This is a genomic window from Psychrobacillus sp. FSL H8-0483 (assembly GCF_038637725.1).
Lineage (GTDB): Bacteria > Bacillota > Bacilli > Bacillales_A > Planococcaceae > Psychrobacillus.
In genome coordinates, this window is the sequence record NZ_CP152052.1 from 178,220 (window position 1) to 203,339 (window position 25,120).

Consider the following 25,120-nt stretch of genomic DNA (forward strand, 5'->3'; position numbering starts at 1 on the left):
ATGTACGGAAAGAAGTATCTCAATATGCTCGATTGTATACAACTTGGCAAGTTTGTCAGTTTGTTTTGATTGGTCATGAAATATCTGAAAGGAGTGAAATAGTTTGTCTGTTCTGCCATATATATTTGTTTTACTAGGTGCAATTCTTTGGGGTACGACGGGTACTGCACAAACTTTTTTACCAAATGATGCGCACCCTTTTGTTATAAGTGCAGGTCGTTCAGCAGTTGGAGGCTTTTCCTTACTACTTTTTATGATTCTACTAAAAAAAATTAAATTTAAAACCTGGCCATGGAAAGAAACCTTGTATGCAGCCATTTGTATATCCTTATTCCAGTTATTATTTTTTTCTTCCGTTCGATTAACAGGTGTGGCCATTGCAAGTGTTGTTGCGATTGGAAGTGCTCCTGTATTTTCAGGAATAATAGAATGGTTATTTTTAAAATTACGGCCAACAAGAATCTGGGGAATATCAACTTCCTTCGCTATTGTAGGATGCTTGTTTTTATTTTTAAATAAAGGAGAAATCACGATCAATCCTATTGGAATTGTGTATTCTCTTATAGCAGGAATCATATTTGCTTTATATACGATATCGAGTAAAGCATTATTACAAAAGGAAGAAGCAATCCCTGTTGTAGCTATGACTTTTTCAGTTAGTGCGTTGCTAATGATGCCTTTCTTCTTCCTATATGATGTCAGTTGGTTAATGGAAGTCGGAAATGTAGGCATTATCTTCTATTTAGGACTAGCTACAACGAGTGTGGCATATGTGTTATATGGAAGAGGTCTTCACAAAATACCATCTTCCTCTGCGCTCACCTTATCCTTAGCAGAGCCAACAACAGCCGCTTTGCTAGGAGTATTTATCGTTGGAGAAGCGCTCAGTGCAACGTCTTGGATCGGGATTTTGTTATTACTTGGAAGCATTGTAGTTTTAACGGTTGGTAGCAAATCAACGAAGAAAATAGTGATAGAAATATAAAAAGAGATTTGCCTCTAAATGTAACGGGTTTGGTTGGCATTAGGTGCTCTTCTTATTTTAAATGAACTTGTAAGTTTGAAGACATGTAGTTCAGAACTAGATTTCAATATTTTAAATTCCATTGCTTTTATTAATTTATCGATTCAAAATGTTCAAGTAGCCCATAGAATCTATAAATTTATTAACATGAAATTACAAAATCATAAAGTTGTAGAGGATCCCCCTCTTACTCCTCGGGTTGGGCTCATACGTTATTTAAAATAGAACAATATCTGATGCTTTAGAAGTCATTAATCAAGTCCTTTATCATCTAGAATCGCACCAATCGATATACATATTAGGAAAGGTATATAAAAGCGGTTGAATCTTTCCATAACGCAATTTTAGTTTTTACTCTTACAAAAGATAAATTTATTCTCAACCGAGCAGAAAAAGACTTGGCAAATATAAAAAAAGTCATTGTTTAAACCTATTTCAATTTTGTTGTGATATTTCCATCTATTTCACAAATATTGAATAACAAAGATGAAAAGACCTCTTTTAGACAATCCAGGTATTTGAAATATCTACAAGTCAATAAGGGGTCTTTTATTAGTTTATTTCAAACCATAGTTTTTGGTTGTTTATCAAGTTTAGTTCCGTTCTAGGAAATATATTGAAAAATATACACAGTAAAAAACAGACAACTTTATTTGTCGTCTGTTTTATTATCTGCTTTTTGTTTGCGTTATCTTACCTTCAAGCTGAGAATTATTATCTGGAATATAAGCAATTGAGTTTACTTCATTATCATCTTGCTTGATCTTCATAATAGGCTTCATTAGCAGCCTTGTGATTATTGCCTTTGAGATAAGCTAAAATCAGATCAGGTCGTTTAAGTAAAACCCAGTCCCCATATTGGTCAAATCGTCTGCACGAAGTAATCATTCCATTCTTAATCGTTCCATATTTTTTACCATTTTTCTTACCCCATTGTTTTAATCGCTTTGCAAAATCAGCATCTTCTGCCATTAGCATATTCTCGTTAAAACCTTTAATTGCCTGAAAATCTTTTTTATAGCACCAAAAAACTCCTACAGAGATAAAACCATACTTGAACAGTAAGGGAACAATTAGTAACATGGTAGAAACCACTATACCTAAGGACATTCTTTCGAAATTTCCGTTCACGCCTCCCCCAATGTATTGATTGGATGCTAAATGCTTTTCAACCTCAGATAACAAATGATCTGTCATTCGAGTATCAGCATCAATTGTAATCAGGATTTCCCCTTTTGCTAGTGCAGCCCCTGCATTTCTAATTTTGGATAAATTTTTATCGTAATTTTCCAATGTCACGCAATTGTATGACTTTGCAATTTCCTCTGTTCTATCCGTACAACGATTTAGCACAACGATCACTTCAACCTGATCTTTATATGGTTGTGCGGCCTTTGCAATTGATTCTAGGCATTCACCTATGTACTTTTCTTCGTTGTGAGCAGGTATTATAACGGAAAATTTTACATCTTCATCAGGAACATCTTTTATAAACCGTTTGCTTTCGGACATATAAAATCCCTCTTTCCTGTAATAATTGGTTTTTATAAATTCATTGTATCATTTACACATTACTCTGAATTTTCTTTTTATGTCTATTTTGTAACAATATACTCAAAGTACATCTGACTTCATCACAGCTAAAGTGTTGATATAACAAAAAAAGGAGACACCAATTTATATGTGAATTGTCTCCCCGATTAGGTTGTTAATTAATGTTTTCTCCCCATAAACCGAACCTGTTACTCTAAATGGGTGATTTTTTGTCAATGACGAACTTATAGAAGCTATTAAAATCCTAAAGTATTGCGAACCTCGGCTATATAAGACTGACTTACAGGAAGCTCCGTGCCATCATGAAGAAGAACTAAAAAATTGGATGAAAAATCTCGAATGATACGATCGATAAATGAAACATTAACGATATAAGAGCGATGTATTCGTAAAAAGTTGTCGGGTAATCGTTGTTGTAAATCCTTTAAAGGAATGTTTGTTTTATAAGGTTCTTTCTCCGTATAGAACCATGTTTTTTTCTGCAAGCTTTCCATGTAAGCGATTTTATCAACGGGTATGGGGCGCCAATCTTCATCCTGTTTACCTGTCAAAAAACGATAAGGTGGAGGGGGAGATATGGCATGTGGAGGGGGAAGTATGATTACTAATGCCGCGTTCTCTCCACTAATATCAATGGGATAACCTACCCCGTAATAGGGGATATGGAACAGTGCATCATCTAATACAGCCTCTGCTCGAATGCCATTTTGTAACACCAAGTCTGCAATACTTCCAGGCTGTACCTTTTGACCTTCTTTTAACTGTAAATCATGTTCTCCAGCAGCATAGTAAATGTATTGATCTCTTGCTGCTATTGCAATGGATGCCTCTTTGGGAATCCACTCTTCTAATAAATTACTATACCGTTTTAATTGCTCCCTCGTAATTTCCACTAATACACCTCCAAAATCAAAATATTCCGTTTTCATCCGTTCTATTACTTTTTCATCCTTAAAAAAAGGTGTTATATCCAAAAAAACATACAGAAAAAGTCATTCTGTTATATATTAGATTACAAGAAAAAACACTGTTATGATACAGTGAAAAAGTAATATTTTACATTTTTCCAAATAAAATTAATCGAGAGGTGTGTTGCACATGTCAACAAGACAACAACAAGTAGAAGAGTTACAAAATCAATGGAATGAAGAAAGTCGTTGGAAAGGGATAGAACGTCCATATTCACCGGAAGAAGTAATCAGACTCCGTGGCTCACTACAAATTGAACATACGCTAGCTCGCAAAGGAGCAGAGCGTTTATGGAGTTCCCTTCATAAAGAAGATTTCATTCATGCACTTGGAGCTTTAACTGGAAATCAAGCTGTACAACAAGTAAAAGCAGGGCTTCAAGCAATCTACTTAAGTGGTTGGCAAGTTGCAGCAGACGCAAACCTATCGGGTCAAATGTACCCCGATCAAAGCCTTTACCCGGCAAACAGTGTACCAGCTGTAGTAAAGCGTATTAACCAAGCATTACAACGTGCAGATCAAATTGATCAAGCGGAAGGTAGAGAAGACAATTTTGACTGGTTTGCACCAATTATTGCAGATGCAGAAGCAGGATTCGGTGGACCTTTAAATGTTTTTGAACTAATGAAGGGCATGATTGAAGCGGGAGCAGCGGGGGTCCACTTAGAAGACCAACTTGCATCTGAAAAGAAATGTGGTCACCTTGGTGGCAAAGTACTTCTTCCTACACAAAATGCCATTCGCAATCTAGTGGCAGCTCGTCTTGCGGCAGATGTTTCTGGCGTACCAACTATACTAATCGCTCGAACAGATGCAGATGCAGCAGATATGGTGACAAGTGATATCGATTCACGTGATGCTGCATTCATAACTGGAGAAAGAACTCCGGAAGGATTTTTCAAAACGAAACCAGGCATTGAGCAAGCAATTGCACGAGGTTTAGCATATGCACCATACGCAGATCTTATCTGGTGTGAAACGTCTCACCCAAGTTTAGAAGAAGCAAAACAATTTGCTGACGCTATCCGTGCACAGTTTCCAGATAAAATGCTTGCATACAACTGTTCACCATCCTTTAATTGGAAAGCGAATTTAGATGATGAAACAATCGCAAAATACCAAGTAGAGTTAGGAAAAATGGGTTACAAATTTCAATTCGTAACACTGGCAGGTTTCCACGCATTAAACCACAGTATGTTCGAATTAGCACATGACTATAAAACGAATGGTATGGCTGCTTACTCAAAACTTCAACAAGCAGAATTTTCAAGTGAAGCAAATGGTTACACTGCGACGAAACATCAACGTGAAGTAGGAACAGGCTATTTTGATGAAATTTCACAAATTGTATCTGGAGGGACTTCCTCTACAACAGCAATGAAAGGCTCAACAGAAGTTGCACAATTTGCTTGATAATTATAGTAGAAAGGAGGCTGAACCTTTATGGAACAAACTACTGCTAAAATGATTGAAATCGTAGGGAAGGATGTAAAAGGTAGTCGTGAAATTTTGACGCCCGAGGCATTAGAATTCGTGGCTTCTTTACATCACCTATTTGATCATAGAAGAAAAGAATTGTTGGTAGCGCGTCAGGTTCGCCAAGAAAAGCTAGATAACGGGGGAACGCTAGATTTTTTACCAGAAACAAAAGCAATTCGAGATGGGGACTGGACAATTGCTCCGCTTCCCCAAGATTTACAAGATCGCCGAGTAGAAATTACAGGTCCAGTGGATCGTAAAATGGTTATCAATGCTTTAAATTCTGGTGCAAAAACGTTTATGGCTTGTTTTGAAGATGCAACTTCTCCAACTTGGGAGAATATGATCAAGGGCCAAGTCAATATGCGAGATGCTGTTCGCAAAATGATTTCTTTCACACAACCTGAAACAGGGAAAGTATATAGTTTGAAGAAAGAAACCGCAGTGTTAATTGTTCGCCCTAGAGGATTACATCTTTTGGAGAAAAATGCACGAATTCACGGAGAAGCGATATCTGGTAGTTTCTTCGACTTTGGACTCTATTTCTTCCACAATGCGAAAGAAGCAATTGCTCGCGGAACAGGTCCTTACTTTTATTTGCCAAAGCTGGAGAGCCATTTAGAGGCAAGGCTGTGGAATGATATTTTCCTCTATGCGGAGCAGCAACTAGGTGTTCCAAACGGTACAATCAAAGCTACTGTGTTAATAGAAACAATCATGGCAGCATTCGAAATGGATGAGATTTTATATGAACTCCGTGATCATTCGGCAGGTTTAAACTGCGGACGTTGGGATTACATTTTCAGTTACATTAAACGACTTCGTAATCAATTTCAAGTGATTTTGCCAGATCGCGGTCAGGTAACGATGACGTCACCATTTATGAGAGCGTATTCACAACTTTGTATTCAAACTTGCCACCGTCGGAATGCATCCGCAATCGGTGGAATGGCTGCACAAATTCCGATCAAAGGCGACGAAGCAGCGAATGAAGCAGCTTTTGCCAAAGTGAGAGAAGATAAACGTAGAGAAGCAACGGATGGGCATGATGGAACATGGGTAGCGCATCCAGGTTTAGTGCCTGTCGCTTGGGAGCAATTCCAAGAACATATGCCAACACCGAACCAAATCCATCGTAAAAGGGAAGATGTTCAAGTAAAAGCAGCAGATTTACTCGAAGTACCCAAGGGGACAATTACAGAAGATGGACTTCGCCTAAATTGCAGCGTAGGGGTTCAATATATAGCCTCTTGGTTACGTGGAAATGGCGCAGCGCCGATCAATAACTTGATGGAAGATGCAGCAACAGCTGAAATTTCCCGTACTCAAGTATGGCAATGGATTCGTCACCCAGAAGGAAAACTAGAAGACGGTCGTAATATCACCATTCCACTAGCCGAACAGATTTTGACAGAAGAATTAGGAAAGATAAAAGCAACGTTTGGTAATGAAGCCTATTCAAAAGGACGTTACATGGAAGCAGCTGACCTATTCCTTTCCTTAATAAGCAAAGATGAATTTATCGAGTTTCTGACGTTGCCTGGTTACGAAAAAATTAACTAAAAAAAAAACGAACCCTTATAGGAGGTGATTTGCATGAAAACAACTACTCAAGAAGTAAACACTAAACATTGTCGCGAGTGCGGATGTGTTATTAATGAGCACGTAGAATCATCCCTATACGAGTGCGAACGTTGCATCGGCATGAACGAAGAATGACTTAAAAAAGAAAAAACCAACTGTTGTGCCAAACTGGGCGTTGCATGTGCATGTTGCAACTACTGACAGTTTGCTTTTCCAAACAAACGATCTACCAATTATGGAGAAATTCAACCTAGAACGTGTAGAAAATTACGATATAAACAATGGATATCAAGAAGAAAGATGAGTTCAAACCGGTTATCTTAACATCTACTTTTTAACAAAAGCAAACGAGCAAAGGGAACTTTTATATTCCCCTTGCTCGTTTTATTCTGCTAGGCTGGCAAATTGAATGACTTTTTGTTCATTCTCTACTACATACTCAACGATAAGTTTTGTTCCTTCTTCTAGCCCATCAAAGAAAGGGATTGCAACTTCGGATAGGCGCATTACTTCGGTCGTGCCTTCTAGATTTTTCACCTCAATTGAATGGAGGTCCTGTTGGCCGATATAAGTAACTTCCTGTGTTTCGACGACGAGTTTTCCAGTTGATTCAGACGTTGCAATTCCAGCCCAATCATAGGTGGTCTCTATTTTAAGATCATTTAGCCCTTCCGCTGTCGACCAAACCATTAACGTGTAAGCTCCTGCTGGCACTCCGGCAAGTTCTGCCTGAAGGTATAGTGGAATAGCCCATTCTTCTCCAGGTTGTAATTTCTTCTCTAACGTCTTTTGCATAAATAACTTATTGGCAGAATATGTGTAAATGACTTCCTTCGCCTCATTTAACAGCTGAAATTCTATTGATTGCCCACTCGTAAACGATAAAATAGCTTCATCTTTTCCTTCATTTTTAATAATGAAGATCGCATCTCCATCATCGTTCAAATCAATTTTAGTTAAAATACCTTTATCAGGTTCTTGGCTCCCAGTTGTAGTATTAGAATTACTAGTTCCGCAGCTAGTAAGGATTAAAAGCATTAAGACAGAGAATACAGCCCATACTATTTTTTTCATCTTGTTCACTCCTTTAAGTAATTAGACTGTTCAATATTCAGAAAGTTACAAATACAATAATAAATAAATAGTAGATTGGTGTAGGTGTTCGTAAGAATTGAAGCAGGTGTAGAAAAACGAGTCTTTTTCTACACCTGTTTTTTGTATACTTTTCATTAAACTACTATTTTTTTGTAGGCAATTGATTGTAGTGAAAGACGGCGACTCCAGCGGGAATAGCGTGAGCTGAAGGCCCCGCAGGAGCGATAGCGACGAGGAGACTGAAGCCATGCCCGCGGAAAGCGTCCGTCTAGAACGGAAATCAATACATGGAAAAGGGACCATCTCTCAGTCAATGTATGACTTTAGGGACAATCCCTTTATTGATTTGGTTGCTCTCACGGATAAATAGATTGTTCGCTTATTAGAAATGAGGTGTAAAGGGCAACTTTAAGAAATAAATTATAGATTGAATCTAATCAACAGAATAAGAATATGGATACGATAGATGGAAGAAGAAATTACACTATTAAATTAAACACTAAGTTTGCACTTGGCTGTTAATGAGTTGCTTAACACTTCTTCAATCTTTACCGATATTATTAATGACCATATAAAGGTACATCAATAGGAAACTTTTTTTAGCATTTACTCTTGGCTTTATCCTCACTCTTTAATTTTACATTTCAAGTTAAGTGGATTTTAGTTGCGAAAAGAAACGGATGTTCGTATAATAAGAAGAACTAGTGTGCATATTCCACTTGAGAAGCTATATAAGCGAATTCAAACTGTTGAAATGATAAACTGCAGGATAAATTTTTCAAAGATGTGACAATGCAACATTAAACTAGAGGGTGGCTACCATGGAACAAGAAAGAATCGACAAATTTATTGAAGACATGTTGAAAGAATATCCTCGAGAGAAAGTCATTGGCGCATTAGATATGTTACTTCGCACGCCGAAAAACGAAGCAGTCAAGTTGGCAAAAGTAGATAGTAAAATAGGTGAAGGAACCACCTACTATTATGAACTGCCCCGTAAAAGTTAGACACAAAATCTAACTTATACGGGGTGTTTTTATTTTAATTGAAAAGAAAAAATTATAACCAAAAGAAATGTCTACTATTCAATTATTATCATGTACAAAAACTAGATTCTTAAGAACTATTATAGAACTAACAAAAAACAGAGAAAACCTAACAAGTAGATTGTCTCCGTTTTCATTATTTATCCATTTGAATCTGTTTCACCAGATAGTAGTTGAAGTCTTAATTTAGACATTTCTTTGTCCAGTAACGAGGAAGCATTGGATAGCTCAATTAATTGTTTTTGAGCTTCTTCCGGTATTGATTCACCTTGATATTTATAGTTGAGTTTATGTTCTGTTGATGCCCAAAAATCCATAGCGGATGTTCGGATTTGGATTTCCGCGGGAACCCATATCACTTCATTAGATAAGAAAACTTGCGTTTCTACAACAAGATGAAGGCTTTTGTAGCCACTCTTTTTAGGTTCTTTAATATAGTCTTTTACTCTAATTATGCGAATATCTTCACGCTGCTCGATATGTTCCTTCAGCAAATATACATCATCAATAAAGCTAGTGACAATTCGTACTCCAGCAATATCTCGTATTTCTTGTTTAATAGATTCTTGAGTCAGCGGTATTTCTTTATTTTCAACCTTCTCAACCAATGACATAATAGTTTTCATGCGTGTTTTCATATGCTCAATGGGAGAGTATCCGTGTTTCGATTTCCATTCAAGATCAATAATATTGAAATCACTCTTCAACTCATATAATGCCATCTCATATGGGATGAAAAAGCCTTTCCAGTTTTTAAAAACCTTTTGCACTAAATCGATCTTATGTGTCTCTTGATACATATTAAACACCCCTTGATTAAAATCACACTTTATTATTCTGACATCATATCACAGGTGGTTTGAATCGGAAAGATATATGAGAATAACTAGCCAGGGGATGAAATGTAATCGTGTTGCAGAAACAAGCTAAATGGAAGAACGTTTGAGCTCCCCCCTTTTTATTCTACCCAAAAGCACCTAACCGGTATTTTTGTTATTATCATGTACCGCAAATGTAAATGCAGATAACACAAATAAAATAAACATATTAAATCTGTTGAACCTTTCAAAAAGCTTTAAACAATAGGAAATCGAATTTTAAAATACAAGTAAATAAACTAGATTCTTAAGAATTTCTTCATACTTATCCTGCTGGAATGTTAAGAAATGAACGGTACAATAAGAAACATAAGAACGATGAGGAAGGCATCCTAAGTACACCACATTCTGTGGCAACGGATGCATGACCCACATCGTGCGGGCCTAGGAGGTAAGCAATTGACACAGTTTACAGTATTAGTGACGGATGATGACCAGGATATTCGAGATGGTATTGAAATTTATTTGAAAAATGAAGGTTATAACGTTTTGAAAGCAGCGAACGGTCTAGAAGCGCTACAGTTAATAGAAGAAAATGAAGTGCACGTGATAGTGTTGGACATTATGATGCCGAAAATGGACGGAATTTCAGCGACTTTTAAAATAAGAGAACAAAAAAATATTCCAATCATCATGCTGAGTGCGAAAGCAGAGGATTCGGATAAAATACATGGTCTATCTGTAGGAGCAGACGACTATGTGACAAAACCGTTCCATCCAATGGAGCTAGTGGCACGAGTAAAATCACAGCTTAGACGTTATACGAAGCTTGGTACTTACCAAGGTCAGCAGCCGGTTATCGAAATTGATGGGCTTATCCTAAACCAAGAAGCAAAAATGCTTTCTGTTGAAGGTGTATCCGTGAAACTGACACCAATTGAATTTAAAATCACAGAGCTACTGATGATCAATGCCGGACGCGTTTTTTCTATCAATGAAATTTATGAGCGTGTTTGGAATGAACCCGCATATAACGCCGAAAATATTGTGGCAGTTCATATTCGTAAAATACGCGAAAAAATTGAAGCGGATCCAAAAAATCCGAGATATGTAAAGGTGGTGTGGGGCGTTGGCTATAAAATCGACAAGTAAATGGAATTTACTATTGTCTATTTTAGCAATTGTGTGCGGCATCAGTTGTTTAACCTACTGTCTAGCCAATTGGATGCCACTAATAGAGATTAAAGAAAGTTTTGTTCAAATTTTACGAAATATGAATGGGGGCGTTGCGGGATGAAGCATTCGATAGGAAGAAATATCTTACTTAGCGCGTTGGCAGTAATCACACTGTTATCGCTATTTACGCTAATAAAACAAGGACGGAATTTTATCGGTACGAGCTATTTTGATAGTGATGCTTTTGGGTGGCAGCTATCTGAATTTGAATCGTCTATTGTTCCAGTAGTTTTAGCGGTACCAGATAAAGAAGAAGTGAAGAAAAAGATCACGGTAACGCCAGCGGAAATAGAGGAATATCGCTATCGGTACGGGGACCTGCAAAGCCAGTTAGATTCGATAATGAATCAATATCTAAGTGGGACAGGGGAAGTAACGACAGAAGCAGCAATTGCAGAACGAGATAAAAAGTTAGCGGATATTACGAAAAACTTCGCAGATGATAGCTATGTAGAACAAAAGATTCGAGCGGAAAAAGAAGCACAAGTAGATGCTTATTACAAATCGATCGAACATGCAAAAAATGATTTGTTGAGTCAAAAAGAGGACTTTGTATATGACTTAAAGAATGTCGAAACAGGAGAACATTTTACAAACGGAGAAATGAATTCAAAAAACGCATTTAAAAAAGAATATTCGAGTAAATATGGCTACTTAAAAGAACGCACTGTCTATCAACAAGTGGACGATAGCTGGCTAGTCAGTGATACAATGGGAAATCCATTTGCACGTTTTGAAGGGACAATAGCGATTCCAGAATCTAGTATTTTAAATGGACCTAGAGCTCATGAGTATAAATACTTTTTATCAAACCAACGCAAGTTTTACAGTGTACTTTTCGTAGGAATTTTAGCAACGGTTGCATTTACTTTATTGTGGAGAAAAAATAACGAAACTTTTCGAAATAAAAGTAGGGAAGAAAAATATCGCAAGTTGCCAATTGATCTAAAATTAGCATTTTTCCTTTTAAGTATTTTGTTGACCATTACTACCACTTCGTTTTTGGGAGAATTTGTGATATCTAATGACTATGATATGCAAATAATTACATTTATTTTTGCAGTTGTTTTTACAGGACTCACATTGTATCAATGGAAGTGGATGCGTGCTGGACTTGGTACTGTAGATTGGAAACGTAGTCTTATTTATAGCTGGGGAAAATCATTAGAAGGACTTTTCTTAAAACGATCTATCGGAATTCAAACGTTACTCATGTTAATCGTCGTGTTTTTCTGGGGAGCTGGAACGTTGCTTGTGCTCATGCAACCGATAGCATTAATCATCTGGATACCAGCGACTTTATTTATAGGCGTTCCCGTACTGGTTGTATCATTATCCAGAATGGCTTACTTGAACCGCCTTATAGCGAAAACAGAGGAGATGGCAAAAGGCGTTATTGGAAGTGAGATTGACGTAAGAGGAAAGTCACCAATTGCTCAGCATGCCACAAATTTGAATGAGCTTCGTGATCGAATAAAATCTTCTCATTCCGAACAAGCAAAAAGTGAAAGGCTAAAAACAGAGCTAATCACCAATGTAAGTCATGATTTGCGGACACCATTAACTTCTATTATTACGTATACTGATTTATTAAAAAATCCAAGTATAACGGATGAAGAGCGAGCGTCCTATATTGCCATTTTGGATAAAAAATCGATGCGTTTGAAAACGTTAATAGAAGATTTGTTTGAAGTATCAAAAATGGCTTCAGGCAATATAGAATTAGATAGGCGAAAAGTTGATTTAACGCAGTTATTGCAGCAAGCGATAGCCGAGCATCAAGAAGACATTAATAAATCGGGGTTAGAATACCGTGTCGTCATCGGTACAAAACCAATTATGTCCTATGTAGACGGACAAAAATGGTGGCGAGTACTGGATAACTTAATTATCAACACATTAAAGTATGCACTTCCAAATACACGAGTGTATATCAATTTGGATCAGGTCGACGGAGAAGCCGTTTTCGTTATTAAAAATATTGCGAAGTATGAATTAGGCAATGATGTCAATGAATTAACGGAGCGATTTAAACGAGCAGACACATCGCGCCATACAGACGGTTCTGGCCTAGGCCTTGCCATTGCCCAATCCATTGTCGATTTACACGGAGGCAGCTTGAAGATGGAAGTAGACGGTGATTTATTTAAAGTAACTGTGAAAATAACAGTGATTTAACATTAAAAACTTCGGAAGAGACTTTCCGAAGTTTTTTTGCATGCTATAATTTAATGAAAAAGGGGTTTTGGAATAATGGAAACACTAAGTCAATTAAACTTTGCACGAGTTTACACATTGGGTAAAGTGAAACAAAGTAAAGAAACTGCTTACGACATAAAGCCAAGTGGATTTAACAATACGATTCGATGGAACACGGGACATCTATTTGCGACAATGGAAACTCTTACGAAACGAGCAATTCCGTCGTATGAGCCCATGCATCCAGAGTGGTTTCCTCTATTTGTTCCTGGTACAAGCCCAGGTAGCTGGGAAGTAGAACCCCCAACAATGGATGAATTGGTACGTGCATTAGAGGAGCAACCTGAACGAATTAAAGCGGTACTCAAAGATAATCTGCAAAATAGCTTAACAGAACCAATGGCAATCGGTAAATTTCATCAAATGGAAACAGTAGAGGCTATTGTGCAATTCATGGTTTGGCACGAAGGCATTCATGCTGGAATCATTCATGCATTAAATCGTGCTACAGCAGAATAAATAATGAAGATTTATATTGTCGGATCGGTGGGGAGTGGCAAAACAACGCTTGCTCGAAAAGTAGCAAGTAAACTGGAGGTACCACACTTTGAAACCGATAACTTCGTATGGACCAGAAATCCAGTAGGTGCCGATATTCGTAATGAGATGGAAGTGCGCAATCAGTTGTTACAAGATGCTATCGCATTAGATAGTTGGGTCATAGAAGGTGTGCATATCGATTGGACAGACGCCGGATTGGAAAAAGCAGGTCACATTATTTTTTTAGACATTCCTATTAGGAAGCGATCAAAGCGGATAGTCATGCGGTATTTTCGGCAGCTCCTGAAAATAGAAAAAGCTAACTATCGACCAACATTTCCTATTTTTTGCCGAATGTTCAAATGGAATAAATATTTTGAAGAGCAAATGAAGCCGGAATTTCTAAAGAAGTTCAAGAAATACCCCCATAAAGTGCATCATTTTATTAGCCCTGAAGAAATTGAAGAATGGTTACATGATATGAGAAAAGGGGCTGTCCAATAAACTCATAAATTGAAGCAGGTGTAGAAAAACGAGTCTTTTTCTACACCTGTTTTTTGTATACTTTTTATAAAACTACTATTTTTTCTAGGCAATTGATTGTAGTGGAAGACAGCTACTCCAGCGGGAATAGCAGATGTTTTCTGCACCGAAAGCGAAGCGGCAGGTGCATGAGCTGAAGGACCCGTCGGAGCGAAAGCGACATGCCCGCGGAAAGCGTCCGTCTGGAACGGCAATCAATACATTGGAAAAGGGGACCATCTCTCAGTCACTATATGACTTTGAAGTGACCCCTAAAAGTTAGACAAGGTTACTTCAAGCCTCATAAAAAAAGAGATTTCCTAGTGAATAGGTTATCTCTTCTTCTTTTTCAATGTTTCCATTTCGTGTACGAGATAATCCAGCTTACTTTGTATCTGCTTCATTTGTTGTTGCTGTTCTAACCCTGCTTGTTTGTCTTTCTGCTCTGCACGAGCCGCTTCAGATAATGCAATACCTTCACCGAGCGTGCCAATAATGTATCCAAATGTAACAATGACAGAGCCAATGAATCCGATGGTATCGCTCAAGTTAGGCGGCAGCTCGTTATTTGGATCTTCCGGTATCATGAACACAAACATCCTTTACTCCGTCTTTTCATTAGCATATGATGAACTGCTCATATAGGTTATTTTTTGGACGGAACCAATTGATGCTGGAATGCATAAATAACAGCTTGTGTGCGGTCGCTCACTTCCAGTTTGGATAATATGTTGCTGACATGTGTTTTAGCTGTTTTCAGAGCGATGAAAAGAGTGTCCGCTATATCTTGATTTGTTTTGCCTCCTGCCATAAGAAGTAACACTTCTAGCTCTCGCTCCGTTAAGTCTTCGTGCAGAGAGTGATTAGATCCTTGTCGCATGCGCTTCATCATTTTATTCGTCACTTCAGGCTCTAAAACTGCATCCCCATTTAATGTTTTACGAATGGATTCCGCAATATGAGAGGCTTTGGATGTTTTCAATAAATAACTTATTGCTCCTGCTTCTAATGCAGGATATACCTTATCATCGTCAATAAAGCTCGTCACAACCATCACTTTAGCTTCGGGCCACTTTTGCACGATTTCACGTGTTGCCTCCGCACCATTCATAATCGGCATGACCATATCCATTAAAATAATATCTGGCTTAAGTTCGAGTGCAAGGCTCACGGCTTCCCGTCCATTCACCGCCTCCGCAACTACTTCCATATCAGGTTGTGCTTGTAAATAAGCAGACACGCCAATGCGTACCATTTCATGGTCATCTGCTAATAAAATACGTATCATTCCCTGCATCTCCATTCTTCTTCTACTTTCCTAAGCGATAGCTGCTCGAGGTCACTTTGGTGGCTCAGTAGCTTCCTCCTCGGTAATTGCTTTCTGCACTACGGATAGTGATTGCTTTTCAACGCTAAGTGGCTGAACATGCTCTTTCTCAATCGGCAGCTTCACTTCGACGATTGTTCCTTGTGAAGGGACAGATACTACTTTACAGATAGCACCAATTTCAACTGCTCTTTCCCGTACACTTTGAATGCCATAGGAGCCATTTTTTCCTTCGCCCATTTCAAATCCAACGCCATTATCTTGCACACGGAAGATGGCTAAGCCATCACGTTCTACAAATAATAAATCCACCTCTGTAGCTTTAGAATGGCGCAACGTATTCGACAACGTTTCCTGTGCGATACGGAATAAATGATCCTCGGCGCCCTTCGACAGAGAAACTTCCTCTAATCGGTAACGGATTGTGAAAAAGACCTTTTCTTGTAGTTCTACTAGTAATTCTTCTAGTCCTTCTTTTAGTGTCTTATCGTGCAGGGCTGCTGGTCGTAGGTGGAGGAGCAATGCGCGCATTTCAAGCTGCGCCTGCTGAACGATTTTTTCTGTTTGCATTAAGGTTTTCGGAGCTTTTCCATTTTGGGCTTCTTCGATTTCGACCATCGTGGAAAGGAGCATAGATGCTGCAAATAATTGTTGTGAAACGGAATCATGAAGCTCTCTTGCTAATCGTTGACGCTCTTGGACGATTCTTTCTTGAATAATCTTATCTTGAGCTTCCGCTTTTTCGTTCGTAATTCGTTGCAATGTTTTTCGTTGGGTCAAAATGAGTTGCTCTAATTGATTGGCAGTGACATGCATTCGCTTCGAATACGTATATTTTTTTTTGTTTGGTACGAATGTTTCTGCATCTAGTAAAGGTCTTAAACTCTTTTCAATTTTCTTTTCCTGATCGCGAACCTTCTGTAGTGTATTTGAGGAAAAGCTAAAACTTATAAATGCCAATACAATAATGACCCATGCACCAAAAGGAATTTGAGCATATTTCATTTCAAGTAATGACCACCATGCTTCCTCGTTTGGCCATCCCCAAATGGCGTACAACAGTAAGGTTGCAAGTATTAATAAAATAATAAAAATCGAGAAACCTTGCCCTAGGAATATCTTCATTTACGAATCACCTCGATATCTCCAATCCATGTAGAAACGGAAATTACTAGCTCAGAAGCATAGTTTACATCCTCTAAATAGCCATCCTTTAATAAGACAGATTGATTCCATAAACGTTGAATCCCTCGACCTAAAATATTCGCTTCTCCTAAAATTGTTGCATAATGGAGTCTGACAGGAATTTCATATGGGACATAAATGACTACTTTTCCAAGGGACTGACGGATAGAAATAAGCGATGTACCTTTTGGCAAAACGGTTTCTGTCACATCAATTACAAACTCGCCATAAAAGCTTTGTACGTGAATATCTTGCCATTCATACGCTTGAAACGGAGTCGTTTGTGCAGAAAATAACTTATTTTGAATAATACTATTTGGTGTTTCTTCATAAACAGCCCCAAATGGTCTAATCACCTGAGAGATAGGCTCGTTTTTCCAAAGCTTATGAAGGGCGTACAGCATAATCGCTATTAAAAATAAACGTAAGCTCCACATAGAAAAAATAGCGATAAGGAGCAAAATAAAACCAGCCCAAAATAAAAAACGTCTTTGCTTGCGCAAACTAAAGTACATCATCCCGATGCCAAGAAGAACTAATACTATATTGCCATTACCAAAAACGGTTGCTTCTATAAACATAAGGAAAACAAAGCAAATGAGAACAAAGGCTAACTTGTTTGTTTGGTTTTCTTTCATATGAAGTAATCCTCCTTCTTCGCATTAAGATGATTGAAAGAGAAGGCGAGTACCTTCTCTCGACTATACTTATTAGTTTACACAATTTCAGACTTCGGTTGTTCGTTTTTTTCTAACATTTCTAATCTTTGTTCCATAGAAGTTACTTCATGCTCTTTTTCAATTTTTTGTCCAAGGCGATCGATGTATTGTTCCATCTCTTGAAATGTACCAAAGTTTTTTTGCTTTTGCTCAGGTTGCAGTATTTTGTCCATTTGATGATGTGCACGTGTTACATTTTCTTTTCCCATCAACTGTAATTGACGTACTTTCATATCTTTCACTTTATGCTTCATTTCTTCGTATTTACGTTCTAAGCCGAAAAGCTCCTCCATCGTTTGGTGAATGCTATTTTGTAAAACGCTTGCTCGCTCGTTATAGGCATTCACTTCTGCTTGTGCAAAAAGGATTAAATCTTCTTCACCGCTTGCAGTTGCAAGTTCTACTTGATGCTGACGTTTTTCAACCATTTGTAATGTTTCAGCTAGCTCTTTTTCAAGTTCTTGTTTTAATTTCCCTTGGCGTTCTAACCATTTACCTGTTTGCTCTGTTTGTTTTTCTGCTTCGCGAATGTATTGATTGAGCATCGTGATTGGATTTTTTTCTTCTTTTTTATCAAAAAGCTTGTGTAAGTCTGCTTCTATTGAGTATTTTAATCTTTTTAATAATGACATATCCGTTTCCTCCTTATTTATAAAGCTCATTCCATTGTTTTTCAAAGTTTACAAATGGGTCATCCGATTTCACAATGGATGATGAAAAGCTAACATCTTCTTTTTTCCATGTCTTCACAACGTAATACACACCTACGATGGCTAATATTCCAACGAATCCTGGTATGTTGGCAACAGCAGAAAGCAATCCAATGATTCCAACACTCGCCCAAAAGATTTTTAAAAAGGTAGAATCACTTTTTAAGTAAAAATGCACCCCTGCAAAGACGATCAATGCCGATACCGCGAGTCCTAAAAGTGGACCTAAGTTAACTAGTGCCACAATCCCGGCGATAAACCCGAGTACAACTAAACCAAATTTTTTCATATGTTTGTTCCTCCTCTCGTTTGTATATATAGCTTATCAATTCCGTTAAAAAATCCAAACGGGCTTAAACATGATATTTCTCTAGGTCCAGAGACGTAGAAGGGAGTGGCCCATTAAAAATCTGTTATACTAAATAAAAAATACAAAAAATGGAGACTAAAAATGAAAAGATTCGGAGCCATTTTATTAGTAGTCCTTGTATACTCAGCAATTGTGTTTTATTTTGGGTGGAGTGTCCAAGCGTGGTTAGAAACATTCATACCTGTGAATAAATGGTTCTTCGGTGTTGTATGGGGTTTAATTGGATATGCAATATTAATTGGGAGAATCGACCACCGGCTTCGATTATTTAATATAATAGGGTCCTACTGGATGATTATTATGCAGTATGGAATTATTCTTTTTCCGATTGGGACCATAGTGACGTGGATTTTCCCAAGTCAGTTAAGGTGGATTGGCTGGATGATTTTGGCTGTATTTGTGCTTATTCTGATGATTGGAACTTACAACGCCTTTACACCAGTTGTGCGAGAGCTGTCAATTAAGATTCCGAAAAAGGATTCAAAGCTTTCTGAATTAAAGGTAGTAGTTGCTTCTGATTTCCATCTTGGTTTATTATCCAATAAGGCGCATTTAAAACGTTTTGTAAAAAAAGCAAATGAAGAACATCCAGATTTGATCTTGTTAGTCGGTGATTTGGTAGATGATGATCCAATCTGGTTTGTGAAAAACGGCATGTCCGAAGTGATGAAACAACTAGATTCCACGTATGGTGTATATGGGGTCCTTGGAAACCATGAATACTATGGTAAAAAGATTCCTTTATTAGTAGAAGAAATGGAAGCATCCAATGTACACATGTTGTTAGATGAAACCATATTACTTGCAGATTCGTTGTATTTGACAGGTCGTGAAGATTTGACGAATAAAAAAAGAAAGCAACTTTCGGGATTAGCGCCCGAAAAACGCAATTTGCCATGGTTTGTCATGGATCATACGCCTTCGAATTTACTAATTCCTGAAAAAGAAGGAGTAGATTTTCACGTTTCGGGTCATACTCATCGAGGTCAAATGTGGCCGAATCATATTTTCACACGAAAAATATTTGAACTCGATTATGGATATAAACAAAAGGGAAGTTTGCACGCGATTGTATCATCGGGATTTGGGTTTTGGGGTCCGCCTATTCGATTAGGCAGCCAATCAGAGTTGTGGGTGGTAAATATTAAGTTAGAGGATGTGAAAGCATAATGGAAGCATGGATTACAGACTGGATGAATCAGTTTGGTTATCTTGGTGTATTTTTATTAATATTGGCAGAAAATATTTTCCCGCCAATTCCTTCAGAGGTCATCTTAACCCTTGGAGGATTTATGACGACAACAACAACGATGACGAAGCTGGGTATTATCATTGCTTCTACGTCAGGGTCTGTTGTTGGAGCAACTATTTTATATTGGATAGGCACACTTTTGGATGTAGAACGTTTGGAGAAAATTGTGAAAAAGTACGGCAAGTTATTACGATTGTCGATTAAAGATATTCATAAAGCGGATGCATGGTTTGACAAGTATGGTGTTTGGGCTGTATTTTTCGGAAGACTAGTACCACTAGTAAGAAGTTTAATATCGATTCCTGCAGGGATGTCGAATATGAAATTCTGGTTATTCCTATGGTTTACAACGTTAGGAACATTAATTTGGAATACAGTGTTAGTTTCCGTGGGAGCAGCTGTCGGTGATAACTGGAATGAAATTGTAGGGTATATGGATATCTACTCCAACATAGTGTATATTATTTTAGCAATAGTTGGTGTTGCATTTCTTGTTTGGTATTTTAAAAAACGTGACTAAGGAGATCTTATGGAAATTCTAGAATTGTTAAAAGCACTTATATTAGGTTTTGTTGAAGGTATGACAGAGTTTGCCCCTGTTTCATCCACAGGACATATGATTATTGTCGATGATATGTGGTTGAAAACGGAAGAATTTTTAGGGCAGTATTCGGCAAACACATTTAAAATTGTTGTACAACTAGGTTCGATTTTAGCTGTAGTTGTAGTTATGTGGAAACGATTATTTAGTTTAGTAGGATTGTATAAAATAGAGAGTGAACAATCGAGCAAGCAATTCAATTTGCTACACGTTATTGTTGGAATGCTTCCTGCTGTGGTTTTAGGTTTTGCGTTTAAAGACTTTATTGATGATCATTTATTTGGAGTGGAAACAGTTATATATAGTCTTGTAGCTGGATCTATTTTGATGATTATTGCGGATAAATTTGGGCCGAAAAACCCTTCCATCGTTAGTTTGGATCAAATTTCGTATGCACAAGCATTTAAAGTGGGACTAGTGCAATGTTTATCTTTATGGCCAGGATTCTCCCGCTCAGGTGCTACCATTTCCGGTGGGGTATTGTTTGGGATGAGTCATAGAACAGCGGCAGATTTTACATTCATCATGGCTGTTCCGATTATGGCTGGGGCAAGTCTAGTGTCAGTTTTGAAAAACTGGGAACAAATTAATATGGATGACATGGGCTTTTATATTGTAGGATTTTTAAGTGCATTTGTGTTCGCACTAATCTCTATTAAATTCTTCTTAAAACTCCTTTCTCGAGTTAAATTAATGCCATTTGCGATTTATCGTCTCGTGTTAGCGGCTGTGCTAGCAGTTATTGTGTTTATGTAAGAAAGTATGGGCAGACATTTTAGTAGGATGTCTGCTTTTTATATTTTCGGGTGAATCGGATGATTAATAAGGTTGAACGGTCATAAAAAATATTATCCGGTCAGAAATGAAACTATACGGTCATAAAATTTTCTATCCGGTCAGAAAAATATTTATCCGGACGTATTCAGTTGGGAGAACTGCTTTTCAGAGACACAGTTCTTTTTTCCCTCTATACAAGTATAAACACAATATGTTAGATTATATAAATGAAGTGAACACAATATATAGTATGTGAACGATGAATAGGTACCTTTATGGTTTAAAAGGGAATTCGGTTAAATACCGAAGCTGTCCCCGCAACTGTAAGTGTGGACGACTGTTGAAATAGCCACTGCGAGCAATCGTGGGAAGGCCAACAGAAGAACGAAGCACGAGCCAGTAGACCTGCCTCTTCATCGGTGAAGCAACACTTTCTTCGGGGGTTGAGAGGTGGGGGCGAAGACTCTATCTCGAACCATTGATGTGTCTGTTGTTTCCTACTTTTTAATCGTGAGCGATGACTCAGCCGAAGAGGCTAAGAGGCATCGCTTTTTTGCTGTTTTAAAAACAAGGAGGAATAAGAAATGACAACTGTTACGAATACCGAAAAACAAGAAGTATTACATCAATTAATAAAAGAGTTTGGAGAAGAAAATATAGCACCTCTTCTGAAAACACATGAAAGATGGATGAAGAAATTCCCAGAAGGTACAACGTCTGCGTGGTCCAAGTCCATGTCACTAGAGGCACTAAGCTTTTTAGATGAACAAGAAACATATTGGACATTCGTCGCTGCTCGCATTCATTTAGCTGATGTATATGAAAAAGTAGCAATACATAGAAACACAACGCCAGACGCAGTATATAGTAAGTTTGCAAGCAATGTACAAGCATTAGTGGCAAAAGGTCTATATGACAAACGCCTTGCAGATTCTTATTCCCAAGAAGAACTGCAACTGTTGGCAGAACTTATTGTGCCGGAGCGAGATTTTTTATTTACATATATCGGATTAAAAACGTTACTTGATCGTTATGTAGCAAAGGACTTTGATAAATCGATCGTCGAGCTTCCACAAGAACGCTGGTTGATTATTGCAATGACACTCATGAAAGAAGAGAAAAAAAATCGTCTTGGCAAGATAAAAGAAGCATATTGGGCAATGAGTAATTTATATATGACTGTTGCAACACCAACACTTTCTAATGCAGGGAAGCCTCACGGACAGCTATCTAGTTGTTTTATTGACACAGTTGATGACAGTCTTCAAGGAATTTACGATACCAATACAGACGTAGCGACGCTTTCTAAATTTGGTGGCGGAATTGGCGTATACATGGGGAAAGTGCGTAGTCGTGGATCTTCTATTCGTGGATTTGTCGGTGCATCAAGCGGGGTCCTTCCTTGGATCAAACAATTAAACAACACTGCAGTGAGTGTGGATCAGCTAGGTCAGCGTCAAGGGGCAATTGCGGTTTACCTAGATGTTTGGCACAAAGATATTTTCACATTTCTAGATTTACGCTTAAATAACGGGGATGAGCGTCTTCGTGCGCACGACATTTTCACTGGTGTGTGCTTGCCGGATTTATTCATGGAAAAAGTAGATGCTCGTGATGAGTGGCATTTATTTGATCCACATGAAGTTCGTCAGTTAAAAGGCTATTCTCTAGAAGATTTCTACGATGAGAAACGTGGAGAAGGTTCATTCCGAGAAAAATACGAGGAATGTGTAAATGATAGTCGTTTATCTCGTGAAACAGTTCCAGCGATTGACTTGATGAAACGAATTATGCGTTCTCAACTCGAAACGGGTGTGCCTTATATGTTTTACCGCGATGAGGTAAATCGTAGTAATCCAAATAAGCATGCAGGTATGGTGTACAGCAGTAATCTATGTACAGAAATATTCCAAAACCAGAGTGCTACTTCGTTTGAATCCATTCAATTAGAAGATGATGTTATTGTGACTCGTCGCAAAGCAGGGGATTTTGTTGTTTGTAACTTATCTTCCATTAACCTTGGACGAGCAGTTCCAGCGGATGTTTTGGAGCGCTTAATTAAAATCCAAGTGCGCATGCTCGACAATGTGATTGATTTGAATATGATTCCGATTCCACAAGCGGAACGCACGAATGCAAGATATCGTGGAATTGGCCTTGGTACTTTTGGTTGGCATCATTTACTTGCACTTAATAGCATTCGCTGGGAGTCCGATGAAGCAGTTGAGTTTGCAGATAAGCTATATGAAAAGGTGGCTTTCTTAACAATTCAAGCTTCCGTAGAGCTTGCAAAAGAAAAAGGGGCATATCCTTTATTCGAAGGGTCGGACTGGCAAACAGGATCGTATTTTGAAAAACGTCAATACGAAAGCGAAGCATGGAATGAACTACGTAAGGAAGTCGCGGAAAATGGCATCCGAAACGGCTACTTAATGGCTGTTGCACCAAACTCATCTACGTCGATTTTAGCAGGAAGCACGGCGAGCATAGATCCGATTTTCCAAAAATCTTACTCTGAAGAGAAGAAAGATTACAAGATTCCAGTGACTGTTCCGGATTTAAATTCGGAAACGACATGGTTCTACAAATCAGCATATTTCATTGATCAACATTGGACATTAAAGCAAAATGCAGCACGTCAACGCCATATCGATCAAGGTGTGTCGTTGAATTTATACGTTCAAAATACAATTAAGGCAAAAGAATTACTAGACTTACATTTAGACGCTTGGAACAGTGGATTGAAAACGACATATTACGTTCGTTCTACTTCCGTTGAATTAATCGATTGTGATTCTTGTTCAAGCTAAGGAGGAACCTAACATGCAATTAGAAAGAAGAAAATTAATGGATAAAGAAGCGCCAAACCGCTCAACCGGTATTGTAAATGGTCAAAGCTCTAATATACTAAACTGGGATGATGTACGATTCAGTTGGGCATATCCTAAATACAAAAAGATGCTAGGAAATTTTTGGACTCCTTTTGAGATTAATATGAGCAACGATATTAAGCAGTTTCCAGGATTAATAGATGCAGAAAGAGAAGCTTTCTTAAAAATTATTGGGTTACTGGCTCTTTTAGACAGTGTGCAAACGGATTTCGCTGGTAAGGTAGCGGACTTCTTAACAGATTCCAGTTTAAACGCACTCATGATTATTTTAGCGCAGCAAGAAGTTATTCATAATCATTCGTATTCCTATGTATTGTCTAGCTTAGTATCAAAAGATGAGCAGGATCGTGTATTTGACTTTTGGAGAACAGATCCAGTTCTTCAAAAAAGAAATGATTTTGTTTTAAAAGGATATGAGGAATTCGCAGAAAATCCTAATGTGAATAGCTTGCTTCGATCGATTGTATATGATGTGATTTTAGAAGGCCTATTTTTCTATTCTGGCTTTGCATTTTTCTATCATCTTGCCAGACATCAAAAAATGGTTGGCACGAGTACGATGATTAACTATATAAACCGTGATGAACAGCTGCATGTCGATTTATTTGTGAAGATTTACAAGGAGATATTAGAGGAATATCCTGAATTGGATACACCAGAGCGAGCAAGGGAAGTAGAAGAGATTTTCCGTGAAGCAGCACAGCTCGAAGTTGACTGGGCACGCGAAGTGATCGGGGAGAAGATAGATGGTCTAGACGTGGAAGATGTCGAAGCTTATATTTATTTTTACGCAAATGTGCGATGCAACCAACTAGGCTATGACCGACCATTCCCAGAATACCGAAAAAATCCATTGAAATGGATCAAAGCCTACGAAGAAGTAGACCTAGGAAAAACGGATTTCTTTGAACAAAAATCAAGACAATATGTAAAAGTAAATGTACAAGATAATGGATTTGATGATTTGTAAATAATATAAGAAGCGTCTGTAAGTCAATCTCGACTTTCAGACGCTTTTTTTATGAATAAGAAAATATATAAATTTTTATGTCATGAACAGGTTGATTTCCGCTGCAGGCGGACGCTTTCCAGGGGGCAAGCATCAAGCCGCTTCCCTTGCTCCTGCGCAAATGCACCATGTCCATTCACAACCCAAGAGAGCGACGGACAAACATCAGCCACATGATTACCGAAAATAGAGGATCTGTATGTAACGGAGTCA

Annotated in this window: 24 protein-coding genes, 1 pseudogene and 1 riboswitch; of the genes and pseudogenes, 15 read left to right on the top strand and 10 right to left on the bottom strand. The window is 38.0% G+C overall.

The features are described from left to right. The first annotated feature begins 103 nt into the window (after nt 1–103). Nucleotides 104–985: an EamA family transporter gene (locus MHB48_RS00920; RefSeq protein ID WP_342599728.1), complete on the top strand. Its 882-nt coding sequence runs from the start codon at nt 104–106 to the stop codon at nt 983–985. Nucleotides 986–1,774: 789 nt separating this feature from the next. Here the strand turns inward: MHB48_RS00920 and MHB48_RS00925 are convergent. Together MHB48_RS00925 and MHB48_RS00930 are read right to left on the bottom strand one after the other, a co-directional pair. After that, nucleotides 1,775–2,536 carry a glycosyltransferase gene (locus tag MHB48_RS00925; protein ID WP_342599729.1) on the bottom strand — a complete coding sequence of 254 codons (762 nt, stop codon included), beginning with the start codon at nt 2,534–2,536 and terminating at the stop codon, nt 1,775–1,777. Nucleotides 2,537–2,814: 278 nt separating this feature from the next. Then, nucleotides 2,815–3,471, bottom strand: a complete 657-nt coding sequence (locus MHB48_RS00930; protein ID WP_342599730.1) for a LytTR family DNA-binding domain-containing protein — start codon at nt 3,469–3,471, stop codon at nt 2,815–2,817. Nucleotides 3,472–3,676: 205 nt separating this feature from the next. Here MHB48_RS00930 and aceA point away from each other — a divergent pair, with 205 nt between their 5' ends. From aceA to MHB48_RS00945, 3 genes and pseudogenes are all read left to right on the top strand, one after another. After that, entirely contained in the window at nt 3,677–4,960 is a 1,284-nt protein-coding gene (aceA, locus tag MHB48_RS00935) for an isocitrate lyase (protein WP_342599731.1), read from the top strand. Nucleotides 4,961–4,990: 30 nt separating this feature from the next. Beyond that, complete coding sequence (aceB, locus tag MHB48_RS00940; RefSeq protein WP_342599732.1) at nt 4,991–6,589, top strand: malate synthase A; 1,599 nt, start codon at nt 4,991–4,993, stop codon at nt 6,587–6,589. Between the two features lie 178 nt (nt 6,590–6,767). Beyond that, a pseudogene (locus tag MHB48_RS00945) lies at nt 6,768–6,948 on the top strand (cupin); the annotation flags it as partial. A 46-nt stretch (nt 6,949–6,994) separates the two neighbouring features. On the opposite strand, the gene MHB48_RS00950 reads toward MHB48_RS00945, so the two are convergent. After that, complete coding sequence (locus MHB48_RS00950) at nt 6,995–7,684, bottom strand: BsuPI-related putative proteinase inhibitor (RefSeq protein ID WP_342599733.1); 690 nt, start codon at nt 7,682–7,684, stop codon at nt 6,995–6,997. 842 nt (nt 7,685–8,526) lie between these two features. On the opposite strand from MHB48_RS00950, the gene MHB48_RS00955 reads away from it, so the two are divergent. Continuing rightward, the gene (locus tag MHB48_RS00955; protein ID WP_342599734.1) at nt 8,527–8,712 is read left to right on the top strand and encodes a hypothetical protein; all 186 of its coding nucleotides are present in this window, start codon (nt 8,527–8,529) and stop codon (nt 8,710–8,712) included. A 179-nt stretch (nt 8,713–8,891) separates the two neighbouring features. Here the strand turns inward: MHB48_RS00955 and MHB48_RS00960 are convergent, their stop codons facing one another. Further along, a complete protein-coding gene (locus MHB48_RS00960; RefSeq protein WP_342599735.1) occupies nt 8,892–9,551 on the bottom strand; it encodes a GTP pyrophosphokinase family protein in 660 nt (219 codons plus the stop codon). A 477-nt stretch (nt 9,552–10,028) separates the two neighbouring features. On the opposite strand from MHB48_RS00960, the gene MHB48_RS00965 reads away from it, so the two are divergent. The 5 genes from MHB48_RS00965 to MHB48_RS00985 all read left to right on the top strand — a co-directional run bounded on the left by MHB48_RS00965 (nt 10,029) and on the right by MHB48_RS00985 (nt 14,048). Further along, nucleotides 10,029–10,721 carry a response regulator transcription factor gene (locus MHB48_RS00965; protein ID WP_342599736.1) on the top strand — a complete coding sequence of 231 codons (693 nt, stop codon included), beginning with the start codon at nt 10,029–10,031 and terminating at the stop codon, nt 10,719–10,721. Continuing rightward, on the top strand, nt 10,699–10,866 hold the full coding sequence (locus MHB48_RS00970; protein ID WP_342599737.1) for a hypothetical protein: 168 nt from the start codon (nt 10,699–10,701) through the stop codon (nt 10,864–10,866). Before MHB48_RS00965 ends, MHB48_RS00970 begins: the two co-directional genes overlap by 23 nt. Continuing rightward, nucleotides 10,863–12,983 (top strand): histidine kinase dimerization/phospho-acceptor domain-containing protein, encoded by a 2,121-nt coding sequence (locus MHB48_RS00975; protein WP_342599738.1) that lies wholly within the window; start codon nt 10,863–10,865, stop codon nt 12,981–12,983. The genes MHB48_RS00970 and MHB48_RS00975 overlap by 4 nt, the downstream gene beginning before the upstream one ends. A gap of 75 nt (nt 12,984–13,058) precedes the next feature. Then, nucleotides 13,059–13,523: a DinB family protein gene (locus MHB48_RS00980; protein ID WP_342599739.1), complete on the top strand. Its 465-nt coding sequence runs from the start codon at nt 13,059–13,061 to the stop codon at nt 13,521–13,523. Between the two features lie 3 nt (nt 13,524–13,526). Beyond that, the gene (locus tag MHB48_RS00985; RefSeq protein WP_342599740.1) at nt 13,527–14,048 is read left to right on the top strand and encodes a DNA topology modulation protein FlaR; all 522 of its coding nucleotides are present in this window, start codon (nt 13,527–13,529) and stop codon (nt 14,046–14,048) included. Between the two features lie 350 nt (nt 14,049–14,398). Here MHB48_RS00985 and MHB48_RS00990 read toward each other — a convergent pair whose 3' ends face one another. From MHB48_RS00990 to MHB48_RS01015, 6 genes are all read right to left on the bottom strand, one after another. After that, entirely contained in the window at nt 14,399–14,653 is a 255-nt protein-coding gene (locus tag MHB48_RS00990; protein ID WP_342599741.1) for a hypothetical protein, read from the bottom strand. A gap of 59 nt (nt 14,654–14,712) precedes the next feature. Further along, nucleotides 14,713–15,354, bottom strand: coding sequence for a response regulator transcription factor (locus MHB48_RS00995; RefSeq protein ID WP_342599742.1), 642 nt, complete (start codon nt 15,352–15,354; stop codon nt 14,713–14,715). A 51-nt stretch (nt 15,355–15,405) separates the two neighbouring features. Continuing rightward, the gene (locus MHB48_RS01000; protein ID WP_342599743.1) at nt 15,406–16,518 is read right to left on the bottom strand and encodes a sensor histidine kinase; all 1,113 of its coding nucleotides are present in this window, start codon (nt 16,516–16,518) and stop codon (nt 15,406–15,408) included. After that, nucleotides 16,515–17,216 (bottom strand): cell wall-active antibiotics response protein LiaF, encoded by a 702-nt coding sequence (liaF, locus tag MHB48_RS01005; RefSeq protein WP_342599744.1) that lies wholly within the window; start codon nt 17,214–17,216, stop codon nt 16,515–16,517. The genes MHB48_RS01000 and liaF overlap by 4 nt, the downstream gene beginning before the upstream one ends. A 77-nt stretch (nt 17,217–17,293) precedes the next feature. After that, the gene (locus MHB48_RS01010; protein ID WP_340916956.1) at nt 17,294–17,929 is read right to left on the bottom strand and encodes a PspA/IM30 family protein; all 636 of its coding nucleotides are present in this window, start codon (nt 17,927–17,929) and stop codon (nt 17,294–17,296) included. A gap of 13 nt (nt 17,930–17,942) precedes the next feature. Next, nucleotides 17,943–18,296 (bottom strand): ABC transporter permease, encoded by a 354-nt coding sequence (locus MHB48_RS01015; RefSeq protein ID WP_342599745.1) that lies wholly within the window; start codon nt 18,294–18,296, stop codon nt 17,943–17,945. Between the two features lie 162 nt (nt 18,297–18,458). Here MHB48_RS01015 and MHB48_RS01020 point away from each other — a divergent pair, with 162 nt between their 5' ends. From MHB48_RS01020 to MHB48_RS01040, 5 genes are all read left to right on the top strand, one after another. After that, a complete protein-coding gene (locus MHB48_RS01020) occupies nt 18,459–19,547 on the top strand; it encodes a metallophosphoesterase (RefSeq protein WP_342599746.1) in 1,089 nt (362 codons plus the stop codon). Further along, nucleotides 19,547–20,149, top strand: a complete 603-nt coding sequence (locus MHB48_RS01025) for a DedA family protein (protein ID WP_342599747.1) — start codon at nt 19,547–19,549, stop codon at nt 20,147–20,149. Before MHB48_RS01020 ends, MHB48_RS01025 begins: the two co-directional genes overlap by 1 nt. A gap of 9 nt (nt 20,150–20,158) precedes the next feature. Continuing rightward, nucleotides 20,159–20,986, top strand: coding sequence for an undecaprenyl-diphosphate phosphatase (locus MHB48_RS01030; RefSeq protein WP_342599748.1), 828 nt, complete (start codon nt 20,159–20,161; stop codon nt 20,984–20,986). 269 nt (nt 20,987–21,255) lie between these two features. After that, nucleotides 21,256–21,435: riboswitch (cobalamin riboswitch) on the top strand. Nucleotides 21,436–21,591: 156 nt separating this feature from the next. Further along, nucleotides 21,592–23,817 (top strand): ribonucleoside-diphosphate reductase subunit alpha, encoded by a 2,226-nt coding sequence (locus MHB48_RS01035; RefSeq protein WP_342599749.1) that lies wholly within the window; start codon nt 21,592–21,594, stop codon nt 23,815–23,817. A gap of 13 nt (nt 23,818–23,830) precedes the next feature. After that, nucleotides 23,831–24,868, top strand: a complete 1,038-nt coding sequence (locus MHB48_RS01040; RefSeq protein ID WP_342599750.1) for a ribonucleotide-diphosphate reductase subunit beta — start codon at nt 23,831–23,833, stop codon at nt 24,866–24,868. Nucleotides 24,869–25,120: the final 252 nt, after the last annotated feature.